Annotated in this window: 25 protein-coding genes; 2 read left to right on the top strand and 23 right to left on the bottom strand. The window is 62.0% G+C overall.

Annotation, left to right across the window (positions count from 1 at the left end; genetic code table 11):
- Position 1: 1 nt before the first annotated feature.
- From nrdE to ACGLWX_RS01805, 6 genes are all read right to left on the bottom strand, one after another.
- Positions 2 to 2155: a class 1b ribonucleoside-diphosphate reductase subunit alpha gene (gene nrdE, locus ACGLWX_RS01780; protein WP_396238158.1), complete on the bottom strand. Its 2154-nt coding sequence runs from the start codon at positions 2153 to 2155 to the stop codon at positions 2 to 4.
- Between the two features lie 11 nt (positions 2156 to 2166).
- Positions 2167 to 2598 (bottom strand): class Ib ribonucleoside-diphosphate reductase assembly flavoprotein NrdI, encoded by a 432-nt coding sequence (gene nrdI / locus ACGLWX_RS01785; protein WP_252109811.1) that lies wholly within the window; start codon positions 2596 to 2598, stop codon positions 2167 to 2169.
- 9 nt (positions 2599 to 2607) lie between these two features.
- A complete protein-coding gene (gene nrdH / locus ACGLWX_RS01790) occupies positions 2608 to 2829 on the bottom strand; it encodes a glutaredoxin-like protein NrdH (RefSeq protein ID WP_252109812.1) in 222 nt (73 codons plus the stop codon).
- Positions 2830 to 3373: 544 nt separating this feature from the next.
- Positions 3374 to 3985: a superoxide dismutase gene (locus tag ACGLWX_RS01795; protein ID WP_252109813.1), complete on the bottom strand. Its 612-nt coding sequence runs from the start codon at positions 3983 to 3985 to the stop codon at positions 3374 to 3376.
- A 235-nt stretch (positions 3986 to 4220) separates the two neighbouring features.
- On the bottom strand, positions 4221 to 5147 hold the full coding sequence (locus ACGLWX_RS01800) for an electron transfer flavoprotein subunit alpha/FixB family protein (protein WP_396236774.1): 927 nt from the start codon (positions 5145 to 5147) through the stop codon (positions 4221 to 4223).
- A gap of 52 nt (positions 5148 to 5199) precedes the next feature.
- Positions 5200 to 5949, bottom strand: a complete 750-nt coding sequence (locus tag ACGLWX_RS01805; protein ID WP_396236834.1) for an electron transfer flavoprotein subunit beta/FixA family protein — start codon at positions 5947 to 5949, stop codon at positions 5200 to 5202.
- Positions 5950 to 6376: 427 nt separating this feature from the next.
- Between ACGLWX_RS01805 and ACGLWX_RS01810 the strand changes: the two genes are divergently transcribed.
- Positions 6377 to 8041, top strand: a complete 1665-nt coding sequence (locus tag ACGLWX_RS01810) for an electron transfer flavoprotein-ubiquinone oxidoreductase (protein ID WP_252107652.1) — start codon at positions 6377 to 6379, stop codon at positions 8039 to 8041.
- A 99-nt stretch (positions 8042 to 8140) separates the two neighbouring features.
- On the opposite strand, the gene ACGLWX_RS01815 is transcribed toward ACGLWX_RS01810, so the two are convergent.
- From ACGLWX_RS01815 to ACGLWX_RS01885, 15 genes are all read right to left on the bottom strand, one after another.
- Positions 8141 to 10339: an ATP-dependent helicase gene (locus tag ACGLWX_RS01815; protein WP_396236836.1), complete on the bottom strand. Its 2199-nt coding sequence runs from the start codon at positions 10337 to 10339 to the stop codon at positions 8141 to 8143.
- Complete coding sequence (locus ACGLWX_RS01820; RefSeq protein ID WP_396236838.1) at positions 10336 to 10896, bottom strand: DUF1285 domain-containing protein; 561 nt, start codon at positions 10894 to 10896, stop codon at positions 10336 to 10338. The genes ACGLWX_RS01815 and ACGLWX_RS01820 overlap by 4 nt, the downstream gene beginning before the upstream one ends.
- Positions 10897 to 10930: 34 nt before the next feature.
- Positions 10931 to 11761 carry a TatD family hydrolase gene (locus ACGLWX_RS01825; RefSeq protein WP_396236840.1) on the bottom strand — a complete coding sequence of 277 codons (831 nt, stop codon included), beginning with the start codon at positions 11759 to 11761 and terminating at the stop codon, positions 10931 to 10933.
- A 50-nt stretch (positions 11762 to 11811) separates the two neighbouring features.
- The gene (locus tag ACGLWX_RS01830) at positions 11812 to 12147 is read right to left on the bottom strand and encodes a PilZ domain-containing protein (RefSeq protein ID WP_252107646.1); all 336 of its coding nucleotides are present in this window, start codon (positions 12145 to 12147) and stop codon (positions 11812 to 11814) included.
- 47 nt (positions 12148 to 12194) lie between these two features.
- Positions 12195 to 13178: a DNA polymerase III subunit delta' gene (locus ACGLWX_RS01835; RefSeq protein ID WP_396236842.1), complete on the bottom strand. Its 984-nt coding sequence runs from the start codon at positions 13176 to 13178 to the stop codon at positions 12195 to 12197.
- Positions 13169 to 13822 carry a dTMP kinase gene (gene tmk / locus ACGLWX_RS01840; RefSeq protein ID WP_396236844.1) on the bottom strand — a complete coding sequence of 218 codons (654 nt, stop codon included), beginning with the start codon at positions 13820 to 13822 and terminating at the stop codon, positions 13169 to 13171. The genes ACGLWX_RS01835 and tmk overlap by 10 nt, the downstream gene beginning before the upstream one ends.
- A gap of 48 nt (positions 13823 to 13870) precedes the next feature.
- Positions 13871 to 14878, bottom strand: a complete 1008-nt coding sequence (gene mltG, locus ACGLWX_RS01845; protein WP_396236846.1) for an endolytic transglycosylase MltG — start codon at positions 14876 to 14878, stop codon at positions 13871 to 13873.
- An 18-nt stretch (positions 14879 to 14896) separates the two neighbouring features.
- On the bottom strand, positions 14897 to 15700 hold the full coding sequence (gene pabC, locus ACGLWX_RS01850; protein ID WP_396236848.1) for an aminodeoxychorismate lyase: 804 nt from the start codon (positions 15698 to 15700) through the stop codon (positions 14897 to 14899).
- A 6-nt stretch (positions 15701 to 15706) separates the two neighbouring features.
- Entirely contained in the window at positions 15707 to 16945 is a 1239-nt protein-coding gene (gene fabF / locus ACGLWX_RS01855) for a beta-ketoacyl-ACP synthase II (protein WP_396236850.1), read from the bottom strand.
- Positions 16946 to 17130: 185 nt separating this feature from the next.
- Positions 17131 to 17364, bottom strand: a complete 234-nt coding sequence (acpP, locus tag ACGLWX_RS01860; RefSeq protein ID WP_008956801.1) for an acyl carrier protein — start codon at positions 17362 to 17364, stop codon at positions 17131 to 17133.
- Between the two features lie 124 nt (positions 17365 to 17488).
- Positions 17489 to 18232 (bottom strand): 3-oxoacyl-ACP reductase FabG, encoded by a 744-nt coding sequence (gene fabG, locus ACGLWX_RS01865; protein WP_396236852.1) that lies wholly within the window; start codon positions 18230 to 18232, stop codon positions 17489 to 17491.
- Positions 18233 to 18276: 44 nt separating this feature from the next.
- A complete protein-coding gene (fabD, locus tag ACGLWX_RS01870; RefSeq protein WP_396236854.1) occupies positions 18277 to 19239 on the bottom strand; it encodes an ACP S-malonyltransferase in 963 nt (320 codons plus the stop codon).
- Positions 19240 to 19326: 87 nt separating this feature from the next.
- Positions 19327 to 20379: a phosphate acyltransferase PlsX gene (gene plsX, locus ACGLWX_RS01875; RefSeq protein WP_396236856.1), complete on the bottom strand. Its 1053-nt coding sequence runs from the start codon at positions 20377 to 20379 to the stop codon at positions 19327 to 19329.
- Positions 20380 to 20421: 42 nt separating this feature from the next.
- Positions 20422 to 20592 carry a 50S ribosomal protein L32 gene (gene rpmF / locus ACGLWX_RS01880; RefSeq protein ID WP_252107626.1) on the bottom strand — a complete coding sequence of 57 codons (171 nt, stop codon included), beginning with the start codon at positions 20590 to 20592 and terminating at the stop codon, positions 20422 to 20424.
- 36 nt (positions 20593 to 20628) lie between these two features.
- Positions 20629 to 21177 carry a YceD family protein gene (locus ACGLWX_RS01885; protein ID WP_396236858.1) on the bottom strand — a complete coding sequence of 183 codons (549 nt, stop codon included), beginning with the start codon at positions 21175 to 21177 and terminating at the stop codon, positions 20629 to 20631.
- A gap of 379 nt (positions 21178 to 21556) precedes the next feature.
- Between ACGLWX_RS01885 and ACGLWX_RS01890 the strand changes: the two genes are divergently transcribed.
- The gene (locus ACGLWX_RS01890; protein ID WP_396236860.1) at positions 21557 to 22171 is read left to right on the top strand and encodes a Maf family protein; all 615 of its coding nucleotides are present in this window, start codon (positions 21557 to 21559) and stop codon (positions 22169 to 22171) included.
- Here the strand turns inward: ACGLWX_RS01890 and sppA are convergent.
- Positions 22168 to 23292, bottom strand: a complete 1125-nt coding sequence (sppA, locus tag ACGLWX_RS01895) for a signal peptide peptidase SppA (protein WP_396236862.1) — start codon at positions 23290 to 23292, stop codon at positions 22168 to 22170. The two genes, ACGLWX_RS01890 and sppA, sit on opposite strands and share 4 nt — an antisense overlap.
- 37 nt (positions 23293 to 23329) lie before the next feature.
- Positions 23330 to 23983, bottom strand: coding sequence for an HAD family hydrolase (locus ACGLWX_RS01900; RefSeq protein WP_396236864.1), 654 nt, complete (start codon positions 23981 to 23983; stop codon positions 23330 to 23332).
- Between the last annotated feature and the right edge of the window lie 6 nt (positions 23984 to 23989).

Genomic DNA, 23989 nt, shown 5'->3' on the forward strand with positions numbered 1-23989 from the left:
GTTACAGCGTGCAGGAAACACAGCCTTCAACTTCGGTGCCTTCCAGCGCGCTTTGACGCAGACGAATGTAGTAAAGCGTTTTAATGCCCTTGCGCCACGCGTGGATCTGCGCCTTGTTGATGTCGCGCGTCGTGGCGGTATCCGGGAAGAACAGCGTCAGCGACAGGCCCTGATCGACGTGTTTGGACGCCTCGGCGTAGGTGTCGATGATCTTCTCGGGGCCGATCTCGTAGGCGTCCTGGAAGTAGTCGAAGTTCTCTTCGTTCAAGAAAGGCGCCGGGTAGTAGACGCGGCCGAGCTTGCCTTCCTTGCGAATCTCGATCTTCGCCGCCACCGGGTGAATGCTCGAGGTGGAGTGGTTGATATACGAGATCGAACCGGTCGGCGGTACGGCCTGCAGGTTACGGTTGTAAAGGCCGTGAGCCATGACCGACTTTTTCAACTGCTCCCAGTCGCCCTGGGTCGGAAGCGCGATGCCGCTGCGCTCGAAGAGTCCGCGCACCTTTTCGGTCTTCGGCAGCCACGCATCATCAGTGTACTTGTCGAAGAAGGTGCCCGAAGCGTAGGTGGAGTCGGCAAAGCCCGCGAAGGTGTCGCCATGCTCGATCGCCAGCTGATTCGACGCGCGAATGGCGTGAAACGCTACGCAGTAGAAGTAGAGATTGGTGAAATCCAGCCCCTCTTCCGAGCCGTAATAGATGTGCTCGCGAGCCAAAAAGCCGTGCAGGTTCATCTGGCCAAGGCCGATAGCGCGTGACTTGGCGTTTCCTTCGGCGATCGAGGGCACGCTCTTTAGGTTGCTCATCTCGGAGACGGCGGTCAGGCCACGAATGGCGATGTCTACGCTGGTGCCGATATCGCCGGAATCCATCACCTTGGCGATGTTCATCGAGCCCAAGTTGCAGGAGATGTCCTGACCGATCTTGCTGTAGTTCAGGCTTTCATCATACTCGGTCGGCGTGTTGACCTGCAGAATCTCCGAGCACAGGTTGCTCATGTTGATGCGCCCGGCGATCGGATTGGCCCGGTTCACCGTGTCTTCGAACATGATGTAGGGGTAGCCGGACTCGAACTGAAGCTCAGCAAGCGTCTGGAAGAAGGCGCGCGCGTTGATCTTCTGCTTGCGAATGCGCGCGTCCGCGACCATCTCGTGGTAGTGCTCGCTGACGCTGATATCGCCAAACGGCTTGCCGTAGACCCGCTCCACATCATAAGGCGAGAACAGATACATGTCGTCGTTGCGCTTGGCGAGCTCAAACGTGATATCCGGAATGGTCACGCCAAGCGAGAGCGTCTTGATACGGATTTTCTCGTCGGCATTTTCGCGCTTGGTATCCAGAAAGCGCAGAATATCCGGGTGGTGGGCGTTCAAGTAGACCGCCCCCGCGCCCTGGCGCGCGCCGAGCTGGTTGGCGTAGGAGAAGGCATCTTCCAAAAGCTTCATGATCGGAATGATGCCGGAGGACTGGTTCTCGATGCGCTTGATCGGTGCGCCGGACTCACGAATGTTGCTCAGCAAGAACGCCACGCCGCCGCCGCGCTTGGAGAGCTGCAACGCCGAGTTGATCGAGCGGCCGATCGACTCCATGTTGTCTTCGATACGCAGCAAAAAGCACGATACCAGCTCACCGCGCTGCTGCTTGCCGCAGTTCAAAAACGTCGGTGTGGCCGGCTGGAAGCGCCCGCTGATGATCTCGTCGACCAGCGATTTGGCAAGCTGCTCGTCACCGCGGGCAAGCGTTAGCGCCACCATGCATACGCGGTCTTCGTAACGCTCGAGATAGCGCTTGCCATCGAAGGTTTTCAGCGTATAGCTGGTGTAGTACTTGAACGCGCCCAGAAAGCTTGGGAAACGAAATTTGTAGGCGTAGGCCTGCTCGAACAGCGCCTTGACGAAAGCCGGCGCGTACTGGTTGAGCACTTCGGCTTCGTAGTAGCCCTCTTCTACCAGGTAGTCGAGTTTCTCTTCCAGCGAGTGGAAAAAAACCGTGTTTTGATTGACGTGCTGCAGAAAGTACTGGCGCGCCGCCTCGCGGTCCTTGTCGAGCTGAAGCTCGCCGTTGGCACCGTAAAGATTCAGCATCGCGTTCAGCGCGTGATAGTCCAGCGTACGCGTCTGGCTCGCTTCTGCCACCGGTTTTTTCGTTTCAGGCACGTTGGTAGTGGCTACGTTTGTCGTTTCCAAAACTCTTCTACTCCTTTGCGAACCCTGGCGACGTCATCGTCAGTGCCCAAAAGCTCAAATCGATAAAGCAGCGGCACTTGGCACTTCTGGGCGACGATGCGCCCCGCCAGCCCGTAAGCCTCGCCAAAATTGGTATTGCCAGCGGCAATGACGCCTCGGATGAGGCGCCGGTTATGCTCATCGTTCAAAAAGCGGATCACCGGACCCGGTACCGCCCCTTGCGTACCGCCCCCACCATACGTTGGGGTAATGAGCACGTAAGGCGTGTCGATATGAGGGACCGGGTCGTTGCGGTTGATCGGCAGCCGGTGCGCCGTCAGTCCCAGCTTTTCCACGAAACGATGGGTGTTGCCTGACCGGGTGGAAAAATACACCAGCGTGCCAGCCAACGGTGCGTGAGCGTCCGTCAGCATGGCACGAAATTAAGCCAGTGCCTGGATGCGATCCGGACGAAAGCCCGACCAGTGATCGTCACCGGCCACGACCACGGGCAGCTGGCGATAGCCCAGCGCCTCGACTTCCTGCTGGGCGCCATCTTCGGCGGTGATATCGATCACGGTGTACTCGATTCCCTGCTTGTCCATCGCGCGGTAAGTGGCGGTGCACTGAACGCAGGCGGGCTTGCTGTAAATCTGGATGGCCATGGCTATTTTTTCCTTTTCATAGCGGCGTTTTTGGGCTAGAGCACCGGTTGTGCCCGACCCCCTCTAAACAGACTACGCATACTATATATAGACCACCACAAAATCAATTCAAGCATATATGGTATTTTTTAATCCACAGGTTATTGACAAAGTGTACCCAGCGCAGCGGCGCGGCCCACCCGTGAAAGGCTTTGAAAAAAAGCGAATTGCAAGCGCGATATCTATCGATTAAAGCCGTTTTTAGCCCCATTTACGGCCGGGTTTTAGAAGGTTATCCACTTCGATTTTTGGCGATAAAAAAGCTGTGCCTGGGTCAAAAGCGAGCCGGAAAAAAGCGCAAATATTCGCGTGGTGGCATGCTGAGCCAAATGCCAACAATGGACGTTCAAAAACCGTGGAGATGAAGGAGGCAGCAAGGCGGCAAAAGAGAACGTTTCAGGAGGCGATGCGAATGGGGCCTGCGCATAAGACGCGCAGCAAAAAGCCCGACCGGAGCCGGGCTTTCGACAAGGCGCTCAAGGCGCCTTGCTAATCGGTCAACGTCTTAGGCAATAGCGGCCTGGTAGCGACGCTCGACTTCGTCCCAGTTGACGACTTCAAAGAAGGCGGCAATGTAGTCCGGGCGCTTGTTCTGATATTTCAGGTAGTAGGCGTGCTCCCACACGTCCAGACCCAGAATCGGCGTGTTGCCGTCCATCAAGGGGCTGTTCTGGTTCAGCGTATTCTCGACGACCAGCTTTTTCTGCGGCGTTACGGAGAGCCACGCCCAGCCGCTGCCGAAACGACCGGTAGCGGCCTTTTTGAACTCTTCCTTGAAGGTGTCGAAGCCACCCAATTCGCTGTCGATTGCCTTGGCAACGTCACCCTTGGGCTGGCCGCCGCCGTTGGGCGACATCATTTGCCAGAACATGGAGTGGTTGACGTGACCGCCGCCGTTGTTGATCACGGCCTGACGCTTCTCTTCCGGCACACGGTCCAAGTTGGACACCAGCTCTTCGATCGACAGATCTTCAAGGCCGGTGCCTTCGAGCGTGCTGTTCAGGTTGGTCACGTAGGTATTGTGGTGACGAGAATGGTGGATTTCCATCGTCATCGCATCGATGTTCGGCTCGAGTGCGTCGTAGGCATACGGCAGTTCGGGTAGTGTATGTGCCATGTCATCATCTCCTTGAGTGACTTTCGATGTTCACTGAGTAGGTGTGGTCACACCCTACTCTTTTCAACCGCTTGAGCGGAATTTTCCTCGAAACGCAAACGTGCATTGGCGCTGCGCGCCCTAGCACTCTAGCTAACAATCAGCGCTTTATCTAATAGGCGCGCAATAAAAAAGCCGGCTGCACGGCAGCCGGCTTTCGCTCATCCGCCTTAAAGCGAATAGCACGTTTACGCTGTTAGAGCTTGCTCTCGAGTTCCGGCAGCAGCTCGAACAGATCCCCCACCAGCCCGTAATCCGCTACCTGGAAGATCGGCGCTTCCTCGTCCTTGTTGATCGCCACGATCACCTTCGAGTCCTTCATCCCCGCCAGGTGCTGGATCGCGCCACTGATGCCCACCGCGATGTACAGATCCGGGGCCACGATCTTGCCGGTCTGACCCACCTGCATGTCGTTGGGTACGAACCCTGCGTCCACCGCCGCCCGCGAGGCGCCGACCGCCGCACCCAGCTTGTCGGCGATGCCGTCGAGCAGCTTGAAGTTCTCGCCGTTGCCCATGCCGCGGCCACCGGAGATCACGACCTTCGCGCCCCCCAGCTCCGGGCGGTCGGACTGCGCGAGCTCCTCACCGATGAACTGCGACTGGTCGTTGTCGACCACGGTGTCGAGGGCTTCGATCGAGGCGGCGTTGTCGCTACCCACGGCGTCAAACGCCGTGGTGCGCACGGTCATGACCTTGAGCGCGTCGTCGCTTTTCACCGTGGCGATGGCGTTGCCGGCGTAGATCGGACGCTTGAAGGTGTCCGGGCCGTCGACCGCAACGATCTCGGAGAGCTGGCTGACGTCCCTGAGCGCGGCGACCCGCGGCAGCACGTTCTTGCCGGTGGTCGAGGCGCTGGTGAGAATATGGGTGTAGTCGTCGGCCAGCGCCACGATCAGTGCGCCCAGCGGCTCGGCGAGCTGGTGGGCGTAGACGGTGTTATCCGCCAGCCGAACCCGGGTGACGCCGTCGAGCTTCGCGGCCTGATCGGCGGCGGCCTGAACGCCTTCGCCGGCGATCAATACATCGATATCGCCGCCGATCTCGCGGGCGGCGGCCACCACGTGGGCGGTGGCGTCAAGCAGGTGGCCGTCGTGGAGATCGGCCAGTACCAGAATGCTCATGGAGTGTACTCCCTGGAATAACGGTGAAAGAGGCAGTCGGACGGTGGAGTGATCAAAGCACCTTCGCTTCGTTCTTGAGCTTGTCGACCAGCTCGTCGACCGAGGCCACTTTCACCCCGCCCTTGCGCTCCGCCGGCGTTTCGACTTTCACCAGGCTCACTTTTGATCCCACCTCGACGCCGTAGTCCGCCGGGGTCTTGACGTCCATCGGCTTCTTCTTGGCCTTCATGATGTCGGGAAGCTTGGCGTAACGCGGCTCGTTGAGGCGCAGATCGGTGGTGACGATCGCCGGAAGCGACAGCGACAGGGTCTGCAGGCCGCCGTCGATCTCGCGGGTGACGGTAACCTTGTCGCCGTCGACGGCGACCTTCGAGGCGAAAGTCGCCTGGGGCAGGTTCGCAAGCGCCGCGAGCATCTGGCCGGTCTGGTTGTTGTCGGTGTCGATCGCCTGCTTGCCGAGAATCACCAGCCCCGGCTGCTCCTGTTCGACCACCTTCGCCAGCAGTTTTGCCACCGCCAGCGACTCGACGCGCTCGTCGGTCTCGATCTGAATCGCACGGTCGGCACCGAGCGCCAGCGCGGTGCGCAGCTGCTCCTGGGCGGCTTTCGGGCCAATGCTCACGGCGACCACTTCCGTGGCCACGCCCTGCTCCTTCAGACGCACCGCCTCTTCCACGGCGATCTCGCAGAAGGGGTTCATGGCCATCTTGACGTTGGTGAGATCCACGTCCGAATGGTCCGCCTTGACGCGAATTTTCACGTTGTAATCGATGACGCGTTTGACCGCGACTAATACTTTCATGGTTTCCTCGCTCGGCTGATAAGAAGCCCAAACTCTGGCTTAATTAACTCGGCGGCCAGTGCATTGTGGCGATGGCTAATGCCGCCTGGCTCTAAAAATGAAAAAAAGGCCTGCTCGATACGACATTCATTCAAGCGTTTGACAGACGGGTATTTGCATCAATGTGCCACAGCTTGTCTACGCCCTACAACGTCGAGCCGCTAAAATGCCGTCTAGAGCTAATATAGCGCTTTTGAAACAATAAATCCGGCGCCCAGGCAAGGCTAAAACGCCTGTCGAGGCGCCACAAATGATCGGCAGACCATCGTCGTGATGACCCGAGACCGGTATTATGCCTATCATGGGGTATAACCAGAAGCAAACGACCGTTTAGTATTAAGTCCGTGTTTTTATAAGCCACGGTACTAACGAGAATAAGGAGAGACCAGTGGAAAACGCAGAGCGCGATGTCATGGAAATGGACGTTGTCATCGTTGGTGCGGGGCCCTCTGGCCTGGCGGCGGCGTGTCGCCTGATGCAGCAAGCCAACGAAGCCGAGCAGGAACTGAGCGTGTGCGTCGTAGAGAAGGGCTCCGAAGTCGGCGCCCATATTCTATCCGGTGCGGTGCTGGAGCCGCGCGCCCTAAATGAGCTATTCCCGGACTGGCAAGAGCGCGGTGCCCCGCTCAACACGCCGGCCACCCGCGACGATCTTTACCTGTTGAAGGATAGCGAGAACGCCCGCAAGCTGCCCCACGCGCTGGTGCCAAAAAGCATGCACAACACTGGCGGCGACCAGACGCGCTACGTGATTAGCGCGGGCAATCTTTGCCGGTGGCTCGCCGAGCAGGCCGAGGCACTCGGCGTCGAAATCTTCCCAGGCTTTGCCGCTCAGGAAGTAATTATCGAGGATGGCGCGGTGCGCGGCATTCTCATCGGCGACATGGGCGTTGCCGCCGACGGCACGCCCAAGGATGGCCACATGCCGGGCATGGAGCTGCGGGCCAAATATACCCTCTTCGCCGAGGGCTCGCGCGGGCACCTGGGTAAGCGCCTGATCCGCGAGTTCTCCCTCGACGAAGGCCGCGACCCCCAGCACTACGGTATCGGCTTGAAGGAGCTTTGGGACGTACCCGCCGAGCAGCACGAGCCTGGGCTGGTGGTTCACGGCTCCGGCTGGCCGCTTCAAAACGATACCCACGGCGGCTGGTTTCTTTACCACGCAGAAAACCAGCAGGTCGTGGTCGGCCTGATCATGGATTTGGGCTACAAGAATCCGTGGCTCTCGCCCTTCGATGAATTCCAGCGCATGAAGCACCACCCGGTGCTGCGTCAGTATCTGGAAGGCGGCAAGCGCGTCGCTTACGGTGCGCGCGCCATCACCAAGGGCGGTTACAACTGCCTGCCGAAAATGACCTTTCCCGGCGGACTTTTGATCGGCTGCGACGCCGGCACGCTGAACTTTGCCAAGATCAAGGGCATCCATACCGCGATGAAGTCCGGACTGGTGGCCGCCGAGAGCGTGTTCGAGGCGATCAAGTCAGGTGACGAAGGCGGCGCGGAGCTTTCAAGCTTCACCGAGAAGTGGGAGTCGAGCTGGGCTTTTGAAGAGCTCAAGGAGAACGCGAGCTTTGGCCCGGCAATGCACAAGTACGGCAACGTCGGGGGCGGCGCGTTCAACTTCGTCAATCAGCTCGTTGGCAACAAGCTGCCAACGCTACACGATACCACCACCGACCACGGCGCGTTAAAGCCCGCCGATGAGTTCGAGAAGATCGACTACCCCAAACCCGACGGCAAGCTCTCGTTCGATAAGCCCTCATCGGTGTTTCTGTCCAACACCAACCATGAAGAGGACCAGCCCTGCCACCTGAAGCTGACCGACCCATCGATTCCCATCGAGCACAACCTGCCCAAATACGCCGAGCCTGCCCAGCGCTACTGCCCGGCCGGGGTGTACGAAGTGGTGGAAGACGATCAGGGTAAACCGCGCTTTCAGATCAACTTCCAGAACTGCGTGCACTGCAAGACCTGCGACATCAAGGATCCGGCCCAGAACATTACCTGGGTGGCGCCGGAGGGCGGCGGCGGGCCGAACTATCCCAACATGTAGCCCCTACTACTCCAACATGCAGCCCCTTTGCATGAATGAGCTCGGCCTCTCGAGGCCGAGCCTTCTCAAACCGCATTCTCAAACCGCAAGGCCCGCCGATCAGGCGGGCCTTGCGGTTTCCAGCAGCGTAATCGGCGCGCGCCGGGCAATCAGCCGGCGTCGTCCGGCCTGCGCAAAGCGAACGTCGATCACCGGGTCCTGGGGATTGCCCTCCACCGCGGCGACTTCCCCTTCGCCAAACACCTCGTGCATCAGCCGCTGCCCCGGATAGAACTCGCCATCTACTTGTGCCGGCGCGACGCTTGCAGGCGCCGTGGTCAAGGGGATGTCCTCACGACCCAGACGCGTGAGATAGCGCTCGATCAGGGTCGTCGACTCGACACTTAGCGCCGCCGACGGCGGGGACGGTGCCAAAAGCGCCTTTGCCACCTGCACGCCGTCGTGCCAGCGACTTTCGGCAATGAAGCGGCTAGGGCGATGGGCGCCTGCGTCATTGAGAAGCAAAAGCCGCTCCTGAGCCCGGGTGATCGCCACGTAAAAAAGCCGGCGCTCTTCTTCCAGTCGCGCATCGGAAAGCGGGTTATCGCGGCTGTAGTGAGGGAAATCCTCTTCATTGATGCCGGCGACCACGACCAGAGGCCACTCCAGCCCCTTCGCCCCGTGCACGGTGCTGATCAGCACGCCGCCGGCCTGGTTTTCCACCGGGCGCTCCAGAAGCTCGATGAAGGCGTCCGGGTTCTGCACGCTTTGTGCCTGCTCGATCAGCACGTCCAGAAGGCGCACGTCCTCCTCGCCCTTGTCGCGGCGGGCGGCGGCGCGCTTAAGCGTTTTTTCCGCCTCGATGGTCGTCACCACGTGCTGTAAAAGCTTCGCCGGCGGCCAGGCACTGAGCGTCGGCAGATCGCACAGCAGCGCCCAGCGCTTTTTCAGCGTGCGCTGCTGGATCGGCTTGAGCGAGGCCAGAAGCGGGTCGCTGCGCTCGGGAAAGGTCTGGGTCTCGGCCAGCCGGTGCGCCAGGCGACTCAGGCGCTCTCGCGCCACGAAGGGCGTGGGCTGAGCGAGCAGCAGCATGAGATGATTGGGATCCTTTAACAGCGCCGGGCGCCGCGAAAGCTTGAGATACCCGGCCAGCGCCTGCACCAGCGGCAGGCGGAACACGAAACGGTCCTCGCGGGCCAGGCGGAACGGTATGCCCGCCTGCAACAGCGCCAGCTGAAACGGCACTGACAGCGCCCAGCTGCGAACCAGAAGACTCACCTCGTCCAGCGCTCTGTTCGACGCCTGCCACTGACCGAGCGCCTCAAGCAGCAGCCGATTGCCCTGGCCGGCCTCGATGCGAGTATCGACGTTCCCCGGTGCGGCCAGGCAGAGCTGGTCCGGGCGGCGAGCGTTTTGCGAGATCGCGTGATTGGCCGTCAGCGCCAGCGCATGGCCATGACGAAAGGTGGTCGAGAGCGGATAGTCGGTGGCCGCGCCAAAGGTCACGGTGAAGTCGTCGAGCATGGTGTCCGGGCGGGCGCCGCGCCACTCGTAGATACACTGGTTGGCATCGCCCACCGCCATCACGCTCGCCGTGTTGCCGGCCAGCACCTTCAAAAGCCGCTGCTGGGCGGTATTGATGTCCTGATACTCGTCGATGATGACGTGATCGAGAAAGCCCGCGACGCGGGCGCGAAGCGCTGCGTCTGCCTCCAGCGCCTTCAGCGGGCGGTAGAGAAGATCCGCGTAGGTCATTAGCGCGTGATCCTTCAACAGCCGCTCGGCCTCATCGAAGGCATCGGGGAAGTAGTCGCTCTCCTGCTCGAGCCCCAGCCGCTCGAAAAGTATTTGTGGGGTGCAGAGATCCGCCTTCACCAGCCCGCAAAAGTGCGCCAGCGTTTCGAGACGGTCGGCGTCGAGCGCGGTTTCGCGCCGCTCGGGCTGGTCCGCCAGGACGTTGAGGCTTGCCTGACGCAGCAGCCGCTCGAGCTGCCACTCCGCCGATAGAAGCTGACGTGGCTCCAGCGCCCCCCAGCGGCACAGACTCTGAGTGAGCCGGTGCCCCAGCGAGTGAAACGTGCGAACGTCGGGCAGCGGCTGGCCGGCGGGCGCCATGCTCGCCAGGCGGCGCTGAAAATCCTCTCGCGCGGAGCGGTTGAACATCAGTACCAGAATACGCCTAGGGGACACACCGCGCTCCAGCAGGCGCAGCACGCGGGCGGCCATCGTGGTGGTCTTGCCCGCCCCGGCCACCGCTGCTACCCGGGCATGGCCGTCTGCGTGTTCGATGACCGCGCGCTGTTCCGGCGTCAGCTTCACGGCGTCTCGCGGGCGCGGTCGTCGCCGCCAAGCTCGCCAAGCGGGTAGCGGGCGCCTCCACTCTCAAGATACAGCCGCGCCCCCTCCGGGTGCTCCTCGAGCACTGCTTCGTCGATCAGCCGGTAAAATACGTTGCGATGAAGCCTGGCGGCCAGGCCAAAGCGCACCGATATTTCCGGCATAAGCTCGCCATCAGGGGCTTCGCTGAGCGTCATCGGGTGGGTGTCATCGAGGCGCACGACGTCGTCGAACTGGGTGGTAAACCACCAGGCGCCCTCGTTGAAATCCGCCTCAACGATCACGAACGGTAGATCCTTGACCGTGACCCGCCAGCGCTCGGCCGGCGTGACCAGACATACCCCCTCGTCGAAGCGGCGCAAGAGCGTGGCCAAAAGGTGCGGAATTTCCGTGCGGCCGAAGGGCTCGCCTTCGTGTCGCCAGCGCCCGTCGGCGTCGATGACGATATCGATATCGCCGCTAAGCGCCGGATGCCACTGATCCACCGGCGGGATAGTGGCCGAGTCCGGGCGGTGCGTGAGCAGTCGATCGATGTTCATAACGTTCTCCCGACGGGGCCAGCGCAGCCAGGGCTCACACGAGCCCGGCCTGCGCGAGCGCCTGCTGGACGTGGGGCGGCGCATCGGGAACGGCGCCGCGAAAGAGACGGTAGAAGTTGGCCGTGGTCTGCATGGCGACTTCGTCGACGCTGATACCCCGCTCGGCGGCGATGCACTCCGCGACCTCCACCACCCAGGCGGGCTCGTTGGGTTTACCGCGGTGAGGCACCGGGGCGAGATACGGGCTATCGGTTTCGATCAACAGCCGGTCCAGCGGCAGCACCTTGGCAAGCTCGCGAAGCGACTTCGCGCTTGCAAAGGTGACGATACCGGAAAGCGAGATGTAGAAGCCAAGGCGAATTGCCTCGCGCGCCATCTCGATATCTTCGGTGAAGCAGTGCAGCACCCCGGCGACATTGGGGTCGGTATGCTCGCGCAGAAGCGCCAGGGTGTCCTCTTTGGCCTCGCGGGTGTGCACGACCACCGGAAGTTCGAGCTCGGTGGCAGCGATCAGGTGGCGCTTGAAGCGCTCGTGCTGTACCTCGACGCTTACGCGATCGCGGTAGTGATAATCGAGCCCGGTTTCACCGATCGCCACCGCCCCGAACTGATCCGCGGCCTCCTTGATCGTCTCGACCTCGGGTTCGTGCTCGATGCTGGCCAGCGGATGAAGCCCCGCGGAGATCGCCACGTCCTGATGGCGGCGCGCAAGCGCGGCAAGACCGGGCATATCGTCGAGCGTGACCGCGATCGCCAGAAACTGGCTCACGTGAGCGGCGCGCGCCGCCGCCAGGGCAGCGTCGACATCGCCGTCGTAGGTGTGTTCGGAAAGACGATCCAGATGGCAGTGCGAGTCAACAAACATTAAAGCCTCGGGTAAAACGGCACATTGGGTGCGAAGGTGTGGCTTGTTAGCTAGAGCGTAAAGGAGGCCGGCGCGTTATCGAGCTGGCCGGCGAGCAGGGTTTCGATCTTGTCGCGCACCGCATAGTCTTGAAGGCCAAAATGCACGCCGATACCCGCCATGCGCCGCCCGCTGATACCGGCCGGCGAGACCCATACCACCGTGCCGGTCACGCTCAACCGCTCGCTTTCACCGGGCAGCGTGATCAGCAGGTGTACCACCTGTCCGAGGCGATAGAAGGTTTCGACGGGGACGAACATGCCGCCGCGCTCAAGATACGGCATGTAGGCCGAGAGCAGCGTGGGAATATCCGGCACCGTTAGCGAAAGAGCTTTTTGAGCGGTCATCGACACCTCGTGCAGTGGCATTAAACGGGTGATCGGCTTGGCAGCGGTCAGGAGCGCAAAAGCGCCGACCAGCGCACCAACCACGCCTCGAGCACCAGCTGAGGGTTGGGGTTGGTGCCCATCGACAGCAGCCGGCGCTGCTCGCGCGCGTAATCCAGCAGGCGAAACCAGTCCTGAACGCGGGCATTCTTGACCGCCTGGCGGTAAAGCGGCTCCAGATCTGGATTGTGTAGCGCCGCGGTCTGGCCGGTCAGGCCGAGTCGGATTAGATCCTCGAGCCAAGCGATACCGTACCATAATATGGCGTCGATCATCTGGCGGTCCAGCCGCGCCGCCTCGGAGACCGGCTCCGCGCCGCGCACCAGCTGCTCGAAGCTGTCGTGAATCTGATGGCGCAGCGCACGCTCGTCCGGGGCGGCAAGCTCGATGGCCAACAGCGGCAGCCCCCCGGAAACCTGCCACCAGAAAAGCGCCTCATCGCTGCCCAGGTGCTCGGTTAGAAAGCCCTGACACTGCTCGAAGGGAACGCTCGGCAACGACCACTGCTGGCAGCGCGAACGAATGGTGGGCAGCATGCGCGAGGGCACATCCGACAGCAGGATAAAGAGCGTCTGCTCGCCAGGCTCCTCGAGGCTTTTGAGCAGCGCATTGGCGGCGGCGCTGTTCATCGCCTCAGCCGGGCTGATCACGATCACCCGGTAGCCGCCCTGCTGGGCGGTCTGGTGAACGAAGCGATTGACCTCACGAATCGAGTCGATCCGAATCTGACGCTTGCCCTCTTCCAGGCTAATGCGCATTAAATCCGGATGATAGCCCGAGGCGAGCATGCTGCAGCTGTGGCAGTGGCCGCAGGCCTGCTCACCGGGATTCAAGCACAGCGTACGCGCCACCAGCGCATCGGCAAGCTGCTGTTTGCCAAGCCCGCGGGCGCCGCTGAGCAGCAGCGCGTGGGGCATGCGCCCCTCGCGTAAGAGCCGCAAAAACTGCTGCCAAATCCCGCGGTGCCAGGGCAGAAGATCCGCTATGGCCATGTTGCCACCCGCTCTTCAAGCGCCTGCGTCAGGGCGGCTTGCACCTCATCGAGCGGCTTCTGCGCATCGATCAGAGCAAAGCGCTGCGGGTCGGCGGCGGCGCGCGCCTGGTAGGCGCCGCGCACGGCGCTGAAAAAGGCCGCCTGCTCGCGCTCGAAGCGATCCGGCTCGGTATTGCTGGCCTGTCGCCGGCCCTCCAAACGCGACTTCGCCGCCTCTGGCGGCATATCGAGCAGCAGGGTCAGATCCGGCGCGAGCCCCTTTTGCACGAAACGCTCGAGAGTTTCGATGCGGGCGGGATCGATGCCGCGCCCACCGCCCTGATAGGCGAAGGTGGCGTCGGTAAAGCGGTCGCACACCACCCAAGCCCCGCGAGCCAATGCCGGCTCGATCTTCTCGGCTAGATGCTGGGCGCGGGCGGCAAACATCAGCAGAAGCTCCGCGTCGCTGTCGAGCGGCTCATCAAACGTGGTGGCCAACAGCAGCTCGCGGATCGACTCCGCCCGCGGGGTGCCGCCGGGTTCGCGGGTAGTGATGACCTCCAGCCCTTGCGCTCGAAGCCACTGCGCCACGAAGGCAACATTGGTGGACTTACCCACCCCTTCGCCCCCTTCCAGGGTAATAAAGCGACCGCGCTGGGTCATTGACACCTCGTAAAACCGTGAGCGGCGTCGGCATCCACCGGCGCCGCCTTACTGATTGCGTATATAGCGATTGACGGCGTTGTTATGCTCGCGCAGCGTGCGCGAAAAGTGGTGCGTGCCGTCGCCTTTGGAGACGAAATAGAGGGTCTCGCCGGGAAGCGGATCGACCGCGGCTTCGAGCGACGCCCAGCCGGGCATCGCGATGGGCGTAGGCGGCATGCCGTCGATCACGTAGGTATTGTAGGGCGTGGCTTCGCGCAAGTCCGCGTAGGTGATGCGCCCATCGTAGCGCTCGCCCATGCCGTAGATCACCGTGGGGTCGGTTTGCAGGCGCATGCCCTGCTCCATGCGCCGCTTGAACACGCCCGCGATTTCACGACGCTCTTCCGGCGCCCCGGTTTCACGCTCGATGAGCGAGGCCATGATCAGCGCCTCGTAGGGCGACTCGATGGTGAGATCGTCGGCGCGGTTTTCCCAGGCCTCACTGAGCATCTGCTCCATCCGCTCGAGCGCTTGGCGAAGAATGTCCACGTCGCTCATCCCCAAGTGATAGCGGTAGGTATCCGGGAAGAACCAGCCTTCCGGGTAGGTACCTTCGCGGCCCAGCAGCGCCATCACCTCATCATCGCTCATGCCGGTGGTCCGGTTATCGAGCTTTTCGGCGCGGTCCAGAAGTTCGCGCATCTGGCGAAACGTCCACCCTTCGGGCACGGTTAGCGCGTAGGTCATCACGTCGTTACTGCCCAGCAGCGCCATGACCTCGCGCGCGCTCATGTCCGGGATGATGCGGTACTCGCCAACCCGAAGCCTTGGCACCTCGTCGGGCGCGATGCGCGCCAGCAGGCGAAACGCCCAGCTATCGTCGACCACACCCTGGGCGTCGAGATCGGCGATCGCCTGGTTGAACCCGGTGCCGGGGGCCACGTAGTAGAGCGTTGGCTCATCCAGCGCCACCGGCGCGTCGAGCCGGCTTTGCCAGTACACATAGCCGCCGACCAGGGCCGCACCAACGAGCAGCGCCAGTACCAACAGCGCCCCCAGCAGTCGTTTCACCATCTCACTCGCTGCCTCTTGTCAAAATGAATCCGGGTAGCCCAAAAGGCGATGTGCCTCGCGTTGAAGGCCTCCCGTCGTTAACGGCCAGCGCGCAACCGCGCCACCATCGGCGTCGACCAGAGTATGAACCGGCCAGAGTCCCTGGACGGAGTTGCCGACCCATAGCGCCTCGACGCCCAAAAGCGCACGAGCGTCGATCTCGGCAATGTCGACATGGCCCTGCTCGATCAGCGCATCGCGAAGCGTTCCGGCCACGCCGCACTGCTCGAGCGCCGGTGTAAAAACCCGCCCCCGATCGCGCCAGAACACGTTCATGCTGACCGCCTCGACCACCAACCCTTGGGTATCGAGTAACAGCCCTTCGTGAACGTTTGGATCACGCCACTCCTGGCGCGCCAGCACGTTCTCGAGCCGGCTTAGGTGCTTAATACCCGAAAGCCTGGGCTGATGGCCAAGACGCAGCTCGCAAAGACGCACGCAGGCGCCCTGGCGCCAGCGCTCGACCGGCGCGGTAAAGCGGCGGTAGCTGACCAGCAGACGCGGCTCGGGCACCTCGGGCGCCCGGTAGCCTTGGCCGCCGCTGCCCCGGGTTACGATCAGCTTGAGCACCTCGAGCCCACGCGCCGCGTCTGGCTTAAAGCTCGCCTCCAGCGCGTCGAGCGAAGGCATGGGAATGTCGAGCGTTTGGCAGCCGCGGGCCAGGCGCTTGACGTGGCAGGACCACAAAAGCGGCTGCCCCGCGCGCATCAGCACCGTTTCGAACAGCCCGTCGCCAAACGCGAGCCCGCGGTCGTCGCCGGGTACGTGACAGGCATCGGGCATCGGCGTTTACACCCGCGTAAACAACAGCGAGCCGTTGGTGCCGCCAAATCCAAAGGAGTTGGAGAGCGTGGTGTCGATACGCATCTCGCGCGCCGTATGCGGCACGTAGTCGAGATTACAGCCCGGCTGCGGGTTGTCCAGGTTGATGGTCGGCGGCGCGATTTGATCGCGAATCGCCAAAATGCTGAAGACCGCCTCGACCGCGCCCGCCGCGCCGAGCAGGTGACCGATCATCGACTTGGTCGAGCTCACCGCAACGTTTTTGGCACCCTCGCCGATGACGCGCTCGATGGCCCGGCTTTCGGCGAGATCGCCCGCCGCGGTCGAGGTGCCGTGGGCGTTGATGTAGTCGACCTTTTCCGGGTCGATCCCGGCATCCTTGATCGCGTTGCTCATGGCAAGCGCCGCCCCGCGGCCATCTTCCGGCGGTGCGGTCATGTGAAAGGCGTCGTCGCTCATGCCAAAGCCTGAAAGCTCGGCGTAGATGTTCGCCCCGCGCGCTTTGGCGTGCTCGTACTCTTCGAGCACCAGCACGCCGGCACCGTCGGAGAGCACGAAACCGTCGCGGTCGGCATCCCAGGGGCGGCTGGCCGCCTGCGGGTCATCGTTACGCGTGGAGAGCGCACGCGCCGCGGAAAAGCCGCCAAGTCCCAGCGGCGTAGTCGCCATTTCGGCGCCGCCACAAATCATTACGTCGGCATCACCGTAGGCGATGGTGCGCGCGCTGTAGCCGATGTTGTGCGTGCCGCTGGTGCAGGCGGTGGTGATCGCGATGTTCGGGCCCTTGAAGCCGTGCTGGATCGCCATGTTGCCGGAGATCATGTTGATGATCGAGCCGGGCACGAAAAACGGCGACACGCGCCGCGCACCGCCTTTGTTGAGCGCGTTATGGTTATGCTCAATCATCGGCAGCCCGCCGATGCCCGAGCCGATCGCTACGCCAATACGTGCCGCGTTCTGTTCGGTGCACTCGATCCCGGCATCGCTGATCGCCTGCCCACCCGCGGCCATGCCGTACTGGATGAACAGATCCATCTTGCGAGCGTCCTTGGGATTGAGATACTCGCCGATATCGAAATCCTTCACCGACCCGCCAAAGCGGGTGTTGAAACTGCTGGCATCGAAATGCTCGATCGGCGCAATGCCGCTTTTGCCCGCCACGATATTGGCCCACGACTGCTCGACCGTATTGCCCACTGGCGTGACCAGGCCAAGCCCGGTTACCACTACCCTTCTACGCGCCATCAGCTTTCCTCCCGGCATCCTTGGTACAAGACCAAAACGGCCTGCTGTCAAAATTTCGCCTAGTATACCGGAGATTGGCCAACGAATTCACTCAAGTGCAGACACAAAAAAAGCCGCCCTGGGCGGGGCGGCTCTTTTTTCTCCAGACATCGACTGCTTGTCTGAACGATCGCGTCGATCAGCCCTTACTGATGGGCGTTGACGTAGTCGATCGCTTCCTGAACCGTAGTGATCTTTTCGGCTTCTTCGTCAGGAATTTCGGTGTCGAATTCCTCTTCCAGCGCCATAACGAGCTCTACGGTGTCAAGCGAATCAGCGCCCAGGTCTTCGGTGAACGAAGAGCTATTCTGGATATCCTCTTCCTTGACGTTCAGGCGCTCGGCCACGACTTTTTTAACGCGCTCTTCAATGGTACTCATCAACGTACTCCAGTCATTCACAGTTAGCCGTTATTGATAACCAGCTATATCGGGAACCGCTAGCCAAAAGCTGCGGGTAGTTTATAGACGCCCCAGGGTCGACGCAACCGTCGAATCCGGGCCATCAACGCATATTCATACCGCCGTTCACGTGAAGCGTCTCGCCGGTAATATAACCTGCCGCGTCGCTGGTCAAAAAGCCCACCGCTGCGGCGATCTCTTCCGGCCCGCCCAGGCGCGCCAGAGGAATCTGTTTCAACAGCGCTTCGTGCTGCGCTTCGGGCAGCGCCTCGGTCATGTCGGTTGCGATAAACCCTGGCGCCACGGTGTTGACGGTGATCGCACGAGACGCAACCTCTCGCGCCAGCGCCCGGCTAAAGCCTTCCATGCCGGCCTTGGCGGCAGCATAGTTGGTTTGGCCCAAATTGCCCATGGTGGCCACCACCGAGCTGATTGATACGATACGCCCAAAGCGTGCCTTTGTCATACCGCGAAGGCAAGCTTTACTTACACGATAAACGGATTTGAGATTGGTATCCATAACCGAATCCCACTCGTCCTCTTTCATACGCATCAACAAGTTATCGCGCGTGATGCCGGCATTGTTGACCAGAATGGTCGGCGCGCCGAAACGCTCGCCGATCTCCTTGAGCACAGCATCGATGCTCGCTTGATCGGTCACGTTCAAACAGATACCCGCACCTTCGATACCCTGCTCTTTCAGGTCGGCATCGATTTTTTGCGCACCGGATTCGCTGGTGGCCGTACCGATCACGATACGCCCCTGGCGGCCAAGCTCGTGTGAGATGGCGCGACCGATGCCGCGACTGGCGCCGGTTATCAGCGCAACTTTACGTTCAATGGTCATAGCGCTTTGCCTTTAACCGTTTGAGAATCTGACCAGCGTAGCGCCTACGCGCGCTGGTCGGCCAACGCTTCGCGGGCAAGCTCGAGAGCCTGCTCGAGACTGTCCGGGTCGTTGACCGCCAGTCCCTTGCTCGAGCGCACGATGCGCTTGTTAAGCCCGGTCAATACCTTGCCAGGCCCGCACTCGATGAAAACGCTCGCGCCCTGATCGGACATCGTTTCGACGCAGTCCGACCAGCGCACCGGCTGGTAGAGCTGCTCGATCAGCCGCGTGCGCAGCGTGTCGATATCGGCGTGAGCCTTGGCGTCGACGTTTTGCACGACATTGTAGCGCGGCGCGCGAAATTCGACCTCTTTCATATGGGCGCTGAGCCGTTCGGCGGCCGGGCGCATCAGCGCGCAGTGGGACGGCACCGATACCGGCAGGGCCATCGCGCGCTTGGCACCGGCTTCCTGGCAGGCATGGATCGCCCGCTCCACCGCGCCCTTGTTACCGGCAATCACGACCTGGCCTGGAGAGTTGTAGTTGACGGCAGCGACCACCTCGTTTTGGGCAGCGCTTGCGCACGCCGCCTCTACGGCTTCGTCACCGAGGCCCAAAATCGCGGCCATCGCACCCTCGCCGTCGGGTACGGCGTCCTGCATCGCCTCGCCGCGCAGGCGCACCATGCGCACGCCTTCGGCGAATCCCATCACCCCAGCGCACACCATGGCGCTGTACTCGCCCAGGCTGTGGCCGGCCATGATGCCGGGCCGCGGGCCTTCGAGCTCCTGCCAAACGCGCCAGATCGCAACGCTCGACGTCAGAAGCGCCGGCTGAGTACACGCCGTTTTGTTGAGCGCCTCTTCAGGGCCATCCTGGACGATTTTCCACAGATCGAAGCCCAGGGCATCCGACGCTTCCTCGAATGTCGTTCCCACCACGCTGTAGCGCTCGGCCAGCTCGCGCAGCATGCCTGGCTGCTGCGAACCCTGACCGGGAAACACGAAGGCAAGGGGTTGTGACATATCGTTCACCTTTGCTCTAGTAGGCATTTGCTCATTCGAGCACATGGACGAGGCGGCGCCGCTGGCGACCGGCCGTCCAATCAACCTTCAATGCGTTGTTTTATTGCTCGCCCCGCGCGGGCCTCGCTCTAAAAGTAGACGCTCCACACGGGCGGGCAGACTGTGCGCTACTTCGTGTAGCGCGCGTTCGATCGCGTAGTAAAAGCCTTCGGCGTCGGTGCTGCCGTGGCTTTTCACTACGCTCGCTTTAAGACCCAAAAGTGAGGCTCCGTTATAGCGCGCCGGGCTCAGTTCACGCTTGAGCTGACGCAACAAGGGCCTTGCCAACCAACTCGCCAGTCGCCCGCTTGGGCGCGAGCCAAGCGCCGTTTGCAGACGCTCCATAAGCATCCGGGTCAGGCCTTCACTCGCCTTGAGCGTGACGTTGCCGACGAAGCCATCACAGACCACCACGTCGAGCCCTCCACGGTAGATATCGCCTCCCTCGGCATAGCCGCGATAATCGAGCCCCAGCAACGTGGCGCGCTCGCGAAGAAACGCATCGGCTTGGCGCACGCTGGCACTACCCTTGACCGCCTCGACCCCTACGTTCAATAGCGCAACGCTTGGCCTCTCGACGCCGTCCAGACACTGCACCATCGCCGCCCCCATGAGGGCGAAATCCACCAGCCGCTCCGGCGGCGAGTCGACGTTGGCGCCAAGATCCAGCAAATAGCAGCGCCCGCTTTGTCCGGACGGAATCGACGTACTGATCGCCGGGCGCGAAAGCCCGCCGCTAAGCCCGACGTCGCGCCGGGCGAGCGCAACGAGGGCGGCGGTATTGCCCGCGCTGACGCCCGCACTCGCCTCGCCACTGGCGACCATCGACAGCATGGCGGCCATGCTGGTGGCGTGACCGTAGCGTAGCGCCCAGGCCGCGGTGGCATCCGGGCGCACATGATTCGACGTATCACGAACCACCAAACGCGACGCTGCCGCAGCCAAAGGCCGCGGCAAGCGCTTAAGCTCAGTCGCCAGGCGCTGAGCAGGGCCAAACAGAACCAGTTCAAGCTCGGGGCGTTCGACTACCGCCCTGGCAGACCCTTCGACGATACAGCGGGGGCCTTCATCGCCCCCCATTGCATCAATCGCCAGGCGCACGCGAGACTGGCTCCGTTTTGCCGTTTGAATAAGGCGTGAGGCTTATACCTCGACGACCTTGCGACCGCGGTAGAAGCCGTCCGGCGCAACGTGGTGGCGCAGGTGGGTAGTACCGGTTTCCTTGTCCTGGGACAGGGTCGGGCCGGTCAGGGCGTCGTGGCTACGACGCATGCCGCGCTTGGAACGAGTTTTACGACTTTTTTGAACTGCCATGGGATGTTACTCCTGGATTAAGTAGGTAAGTACTGCTTACTTCTTACCGTCGGATGAGTCCTTTCCTTTCAAGGCGCCTAGCACCGCGAAAGGATTCGATGCGGGGGTAGGCGCATCGTCTGCGCCGTCCGTCTTGCTGACCAGCTGATCTGACGAGACATGACACTCGGCCTCGTCGTGATAGACCACTTGCGGCAAACTGAGGATGAGTTCGTCCTCGAGCACCGTCAGCAAGTCCAGCTGTTCGTTTTCCACCAGTACCGGCTCGTGACTGGCAGGAAGCTCGGACGCCAGCGCCTCGTCGGCAATCATTCCCAGCAGGAAGTCGCTCGACACGTCCTGGCTTAGCGGCACCAGACAGCGGCGACACGCAAGCGAGAGCGTTGCACGCAAATGGCCACGAATTTCACGACGACCTTGGGCATCGATACCAAACGCAAGCGATGCAAAGCACTCGCCGGTTTGTTCACCAGCCTCTTCGGCCAAACGGGGCATTCTGTCGAGCGCCACTTGGCCTTCGAGTCGTTCGTCGCGGGCGGCGAGCTTATAAGGCTCGACCCGACTGGGGAGTTGTGAGGTCAACATAGGCGCGCAATGATAGGCACTCGCCGCGGCCCTGTCAAAGCCGTACCGCCATTTCTTTGCCCTTTTAGGCGTTAATCTCACAAGTTTTACCAAAGGCGGTATAAAAAGCGTTATCAAAGGGTATTAAAACGTCATAAAACGCGCTTCTCTCATTAAGCATCCACCTGCCTAACGCCGCTTTTAGCCGCCCGACACTACCCAGACAGACGGTTTTTAACTACTGTTTTAGATCAAGTTTTCAACGTCTTTTTATGAACCGCCTTGAACTGCATTTTCAAACTCGTGCCAGGCCGCAGTTTAAATCAGCCAGGTCGGGCGCTTTTACCGCCTTACACATATTAAGTTATAAAACGCCCTTTAAAGGCCCAAGGAGAATGCCGTGCCCGAAGTCGCCAACGCCCCGCTCGTACTCGCCTCGAGCTCCCGCTTTCGCAAAGCGCTGCTTGATCGCCTCCAGCTTCCTTATCAGTGCCGCTCGCCGGATATCGACGAAACCCCGCAGCCGAATGAATCGCCGGAGGCGCTGGTGCATCGGCTGGCACTAAGCAAGGCGAGCGCCGTTGCCGATGAGTTTCCCGATCACCTGATTATCGGCTCGGATCAGATCGCGCTGTTCGACGGCGAGATACTCGGTAAACCGCACACCGCCGAGCGCGCCTGCGCCAACCTTGCGCGCTTCTCCGGCCATCGAGTGCGCTTTTTGACCGGCCTGGCGCTGCTCGATACTCGCCGCGGCCAGCACGACGTCATCGTCGAGCCCTTCGAGGTCGTCTTTCGAACCCTGACTCACACCGAGATCGAGCGCTACGTGGCGACCGAGCAGCCGCTGGATAGCGCCGGCAGCTTTCGCATGGAAGGGCTCGGGATCACGCTGTTCGACGCCTTCGACGGGCGTGACCCCAACGCGCTCATCGGCCTGCCGTTAATGGCGCTGTGTACGCTTTTGCGCCAGGCGGGCATGGACCCGCTCGGCGAGCGCGTGGCAACCGCCTAGCGCGCCTCGAAACGAAGCGGCGAGCGCGTGGTCTCGACGCCCAGAAGCTCTGCCGCCGCGCCGGTGAAGCCCCGCGTGAAGCGCTCGAAGGGGTCGAGGCGCGGGGTGTAATTCTCCCAGGCGGCCTCATCGACCTGCGCGCGGGCGACCTGCTCAAGGCTACCCAGCTCATCGATGAGCCCAAGCTCGATTGCCTGCTCACCGCTCCAGATCAAACCAGAGAAAAGCTCGTCGCTTTGTACCAGGCGGTCGCCGCGCCCGGCGATGACGTCATCGATGAACTGTTGATGCGTCTGCTCCAGCACGCCCTGCCAGAAGGCGGCGATATCTTCGTCCAGCGGCTGGAACGGGTCCAGAAACGCTTTGTTCTCGCCGGCGGTCATTACGCGGCGCTCGACGCCGAGCTCATCGATCGCTTCCTGAAACCCGAAGCCCGCGTAGATCACCCCGATGGAGCCCACCAGGCTCGCAGGCGAGGCGACGATGGTATCCGCCGCCGAGGCGATGTAGTAGGCACCGCTCGCGCCGATATCCTCGATCACGGCGATGATCGGCTTGCCGCCCTGCTCTCTTAGCCGCATGATTTCGGCGTAAACGCGCTGGGACTGCACCGGGCTCCCGCCGGGGCTGTCGATATGCAGCACGATGGCGGCGGCGCCGTCCGCCTCCCAGGCCCGGTCGAGCCCTTTGATGATGCGCTCCGCGTTGGCCGGCGCATCAGCGGCGATCACGCCGTGAACCTCGACCAGCGCCAAGTGCTTTTGCGCCGGCGCGGCGCCGCCAGAGGCCGGAAAGAACACGCGGTAGAGCGCAAAAAAGAGTAGCGCGAGCACCAGCGTCAGCAGTAAAAGGCGGAAAAAGAGCTTCCAGCGCCGGCTGCGGCGCTGCTCGGTGAGCACCCCGCCGATCCAGCGATCCATCATTTCGATCTGCGCCAGCCGCTGGCGCTCGCGCAGCGTCTCGCTGCTGTCGCCCGGCGCGCCCGCAAGCGTCTCGCCGCGCTCATCCCTGGTCACTTCCGGCCCTTGGGTCCAGCGGTCCTCACGGCCTGACGCCGTATCGCCCTGCTCGTCCAGGCGGCGGCGCGGCGGCGGGTCGAGACGTCCCTCGTCGTTGTTCATGGCATGTTCCTGTCAGCGGGATGGGCGGCCAGGCGAGCTACTCGCCTTCGAGCCAGTTGAAAAGATCGGAAACGCTGTGTGCTATCCAGCGAGGCTCGCTTTGACGAAGCCTGGCCGGGGTATGCACGCCGTAGGTGACGCCGACGCGGTCCATACCGAGTGCGCGCGCCATTTCAAGGTCATACTCGGTGTCGCCTACCATCACGGCGCGCGAAACGTCGATATCGAGCTCACCAAGAAGCTCCTCGAGCATCTGCGGATGCGGCTTCGAGCGGGTTTCGTCCGCGGTGCGGCTGGCATCAAACAGCGCGCCGCTACCGGTTTCGCGAAAGATCCGGTCGAGCCCGCGGCGGCTTTTACCGGTGGCCACCGCCAAACGCTGCCCCGAACGGGACTTCAGCCGCGAAAGCCCCTCCGGGGCGCCGTCGAAAAACGGCATGGGCGTGGTGTTTTCGACCACGAAGTGGTGCGAGTAGCGCTGCCTGAGCGTTTCGGCGCGCTCACCGTCGATGCCCGGGCAGAGCGTGGCAATCGCCTCGGGCAGCCCCAGGCCGATGATGTTCTCGATCGCGCTCACCTCGAGCTCGCCCCACTCGGCCTCCCGGGCGGCGGCCTGCATGCAGGCGACGATTTTCGGCACCGAATTCATCAGCGTGCCGTCCCAGTCGAAAATGATCAGCTCATAACGCATGGTCAA

This window comes from Halomonas sp. HMF6819 (assembly GCF_044335525.1).
Taxonomy (GTDB): Bacteria; Pseudomonadota; Gammaproteobacteria; order Pseudomonadales; family Halomonadaceae; genus Vreelandella.

Excerpts from the sequence above, each read along its gene's own strand:
- sppA (WP_396236862.1), bottom strand. The coding sequence starts at position 23,292 with ATGAACAACGACGAGGGACGTCTCGACCCGCCGCCGCGCCGCCGCCTG.
- ACGLWX_RS01900 (WP_396236864.1), bottom strand. The coding sequence starts at position 23,983 with ATGCGTTATGAGCTGATCATTTTCGACTGGGACGGCACGCTGATGAAT.
- rpmF (WP_252107626.1), bottom strand. The coding sequence starts at position 20,592 with ATGGCAGTTCAAAAAAGTCGTAAAACTCGTTCCAAGCGCGGCATGCGT.
- ACGLWX_RS01800 (WP_396236774.1), bottom strand. The coding sequence starts at position 5,147 with ATGAGCATTCTGGTACTGGCCGATCTCCACGACGGCCACCTGCTTGAC.
- nrdI (WP_252109811.1), bottom strand. The coding sequence starts at position 2,598 with ATGCTGACGGACGCTCACGCACCGTTGGCTGGCACGCTGGTGTATTTT.
- fabD (WP_396236854.1), bottom strand. The coding sequence starts at position 19,239 with ATGTCACAACCCCTTGCCTTCGTGTTTCCCGGTCAGGGTTCGCAGCAG.
- ACGLWX_RS01825 (WP_396236840.1), bottom strand. The coding sequence starts at position 11,761 with ATGTTTGTTGACTCGCACTGCCATCTGGATCGTCTTTCCGAACACACC.
- ACGLWX_RS01805 (WP_396236834.1), bottom strand. The coding sequence starts at position 5,949 with ATGAAAGTATTAGTCGCGGTCAAACGCGTCATCGATTACAACGTGAAA.
- ACGLWX_RS01830 (WP_252107646.1), bottom strand. The coding sequence starts at position 12,147 with ATGACCGCTCAAAAAGCTCTTTCGCTAACGGTGCCGGATATTCCCACG.
- acpP (WP_008956801.1), bottom strand. The coding sequence starts at position 17,364 with ATGAGTACCATTGAAGAGCGCGTTAAAAAAGTCGTGGCCGAGCGCCTG.
- ACGLWX_RS01885 (WP_396236858.1), bottom strand. The coding sequence starts at position 21,177 with ATGTTGACCTCACAACTCCCCAGTCGGGTCGAGCCTTATAAGCTCGCC.
- mltG (WP_396236846.1), bottom strand. The coding sequence starts at position 14,878 with ATGGTGAAACGACTGCTGGGGGCGCTGTTGGTACTGGCGCTGCTCGTT.
- pabC (WP_396236848.1), bottom strand. The coding sequence starts at position 15,700 with ATGCCCGATGCCTGTCACGTACCCGGCGACGACCGCGGGCTCGCGTTT.
- ACGLWX_RS01835 (WP_396236842.1), bottom strand. The coding sequence starts at position 13,178 with ATGGCCATAGCGGATCTTCTGCCCTGGCACCGCGGGATTTGGCAGCAG.
- tmk (WP_396236844.1), bottom strand. The coding sequence starts at position 13,822 with ATGACCCAGCGCGGTCGCTTTATTACCCTGGAAGGGGGCGAAGGGGTG.
- ACGLWX_RS01820 (WP_396236838.1), bottom strand. The coding sequence starts at position 10,896 with ATGAACATCGATCGACTGCTCACGCACCGCCCGGACTCGGCCACTATC.
- ACGLWX_RS01795 (WP_252109813.1), bottom strand. The coding sequence starts at position 3,985 with ATGGCACATACACTACCCGAACTGCCGTATGCCTACGACGCACTCGAG.
- nrdH (WP_252109812.1), bottom strand. The coding sequence starts at position 2,829 with ATGGCCATCCAGATTTACAGCAAGCCCGCCTGCGTTCAGTGCACCGCC.
- fabF (WP_396236850.1), bottom strand. The coding sequence starts at position 16,945 with ATGGCGCGTAGAAGGGTAGTGGTAACCGGGCTTGGCCTGGTCACGCCA.
- fabG (WP_396236852.1), bottom strand. The coding sequence starts at position 18,232 with ATGACCATTGAACGTAAAGTTGCGCTGATAACCGGCGCCAGTCGCGGC.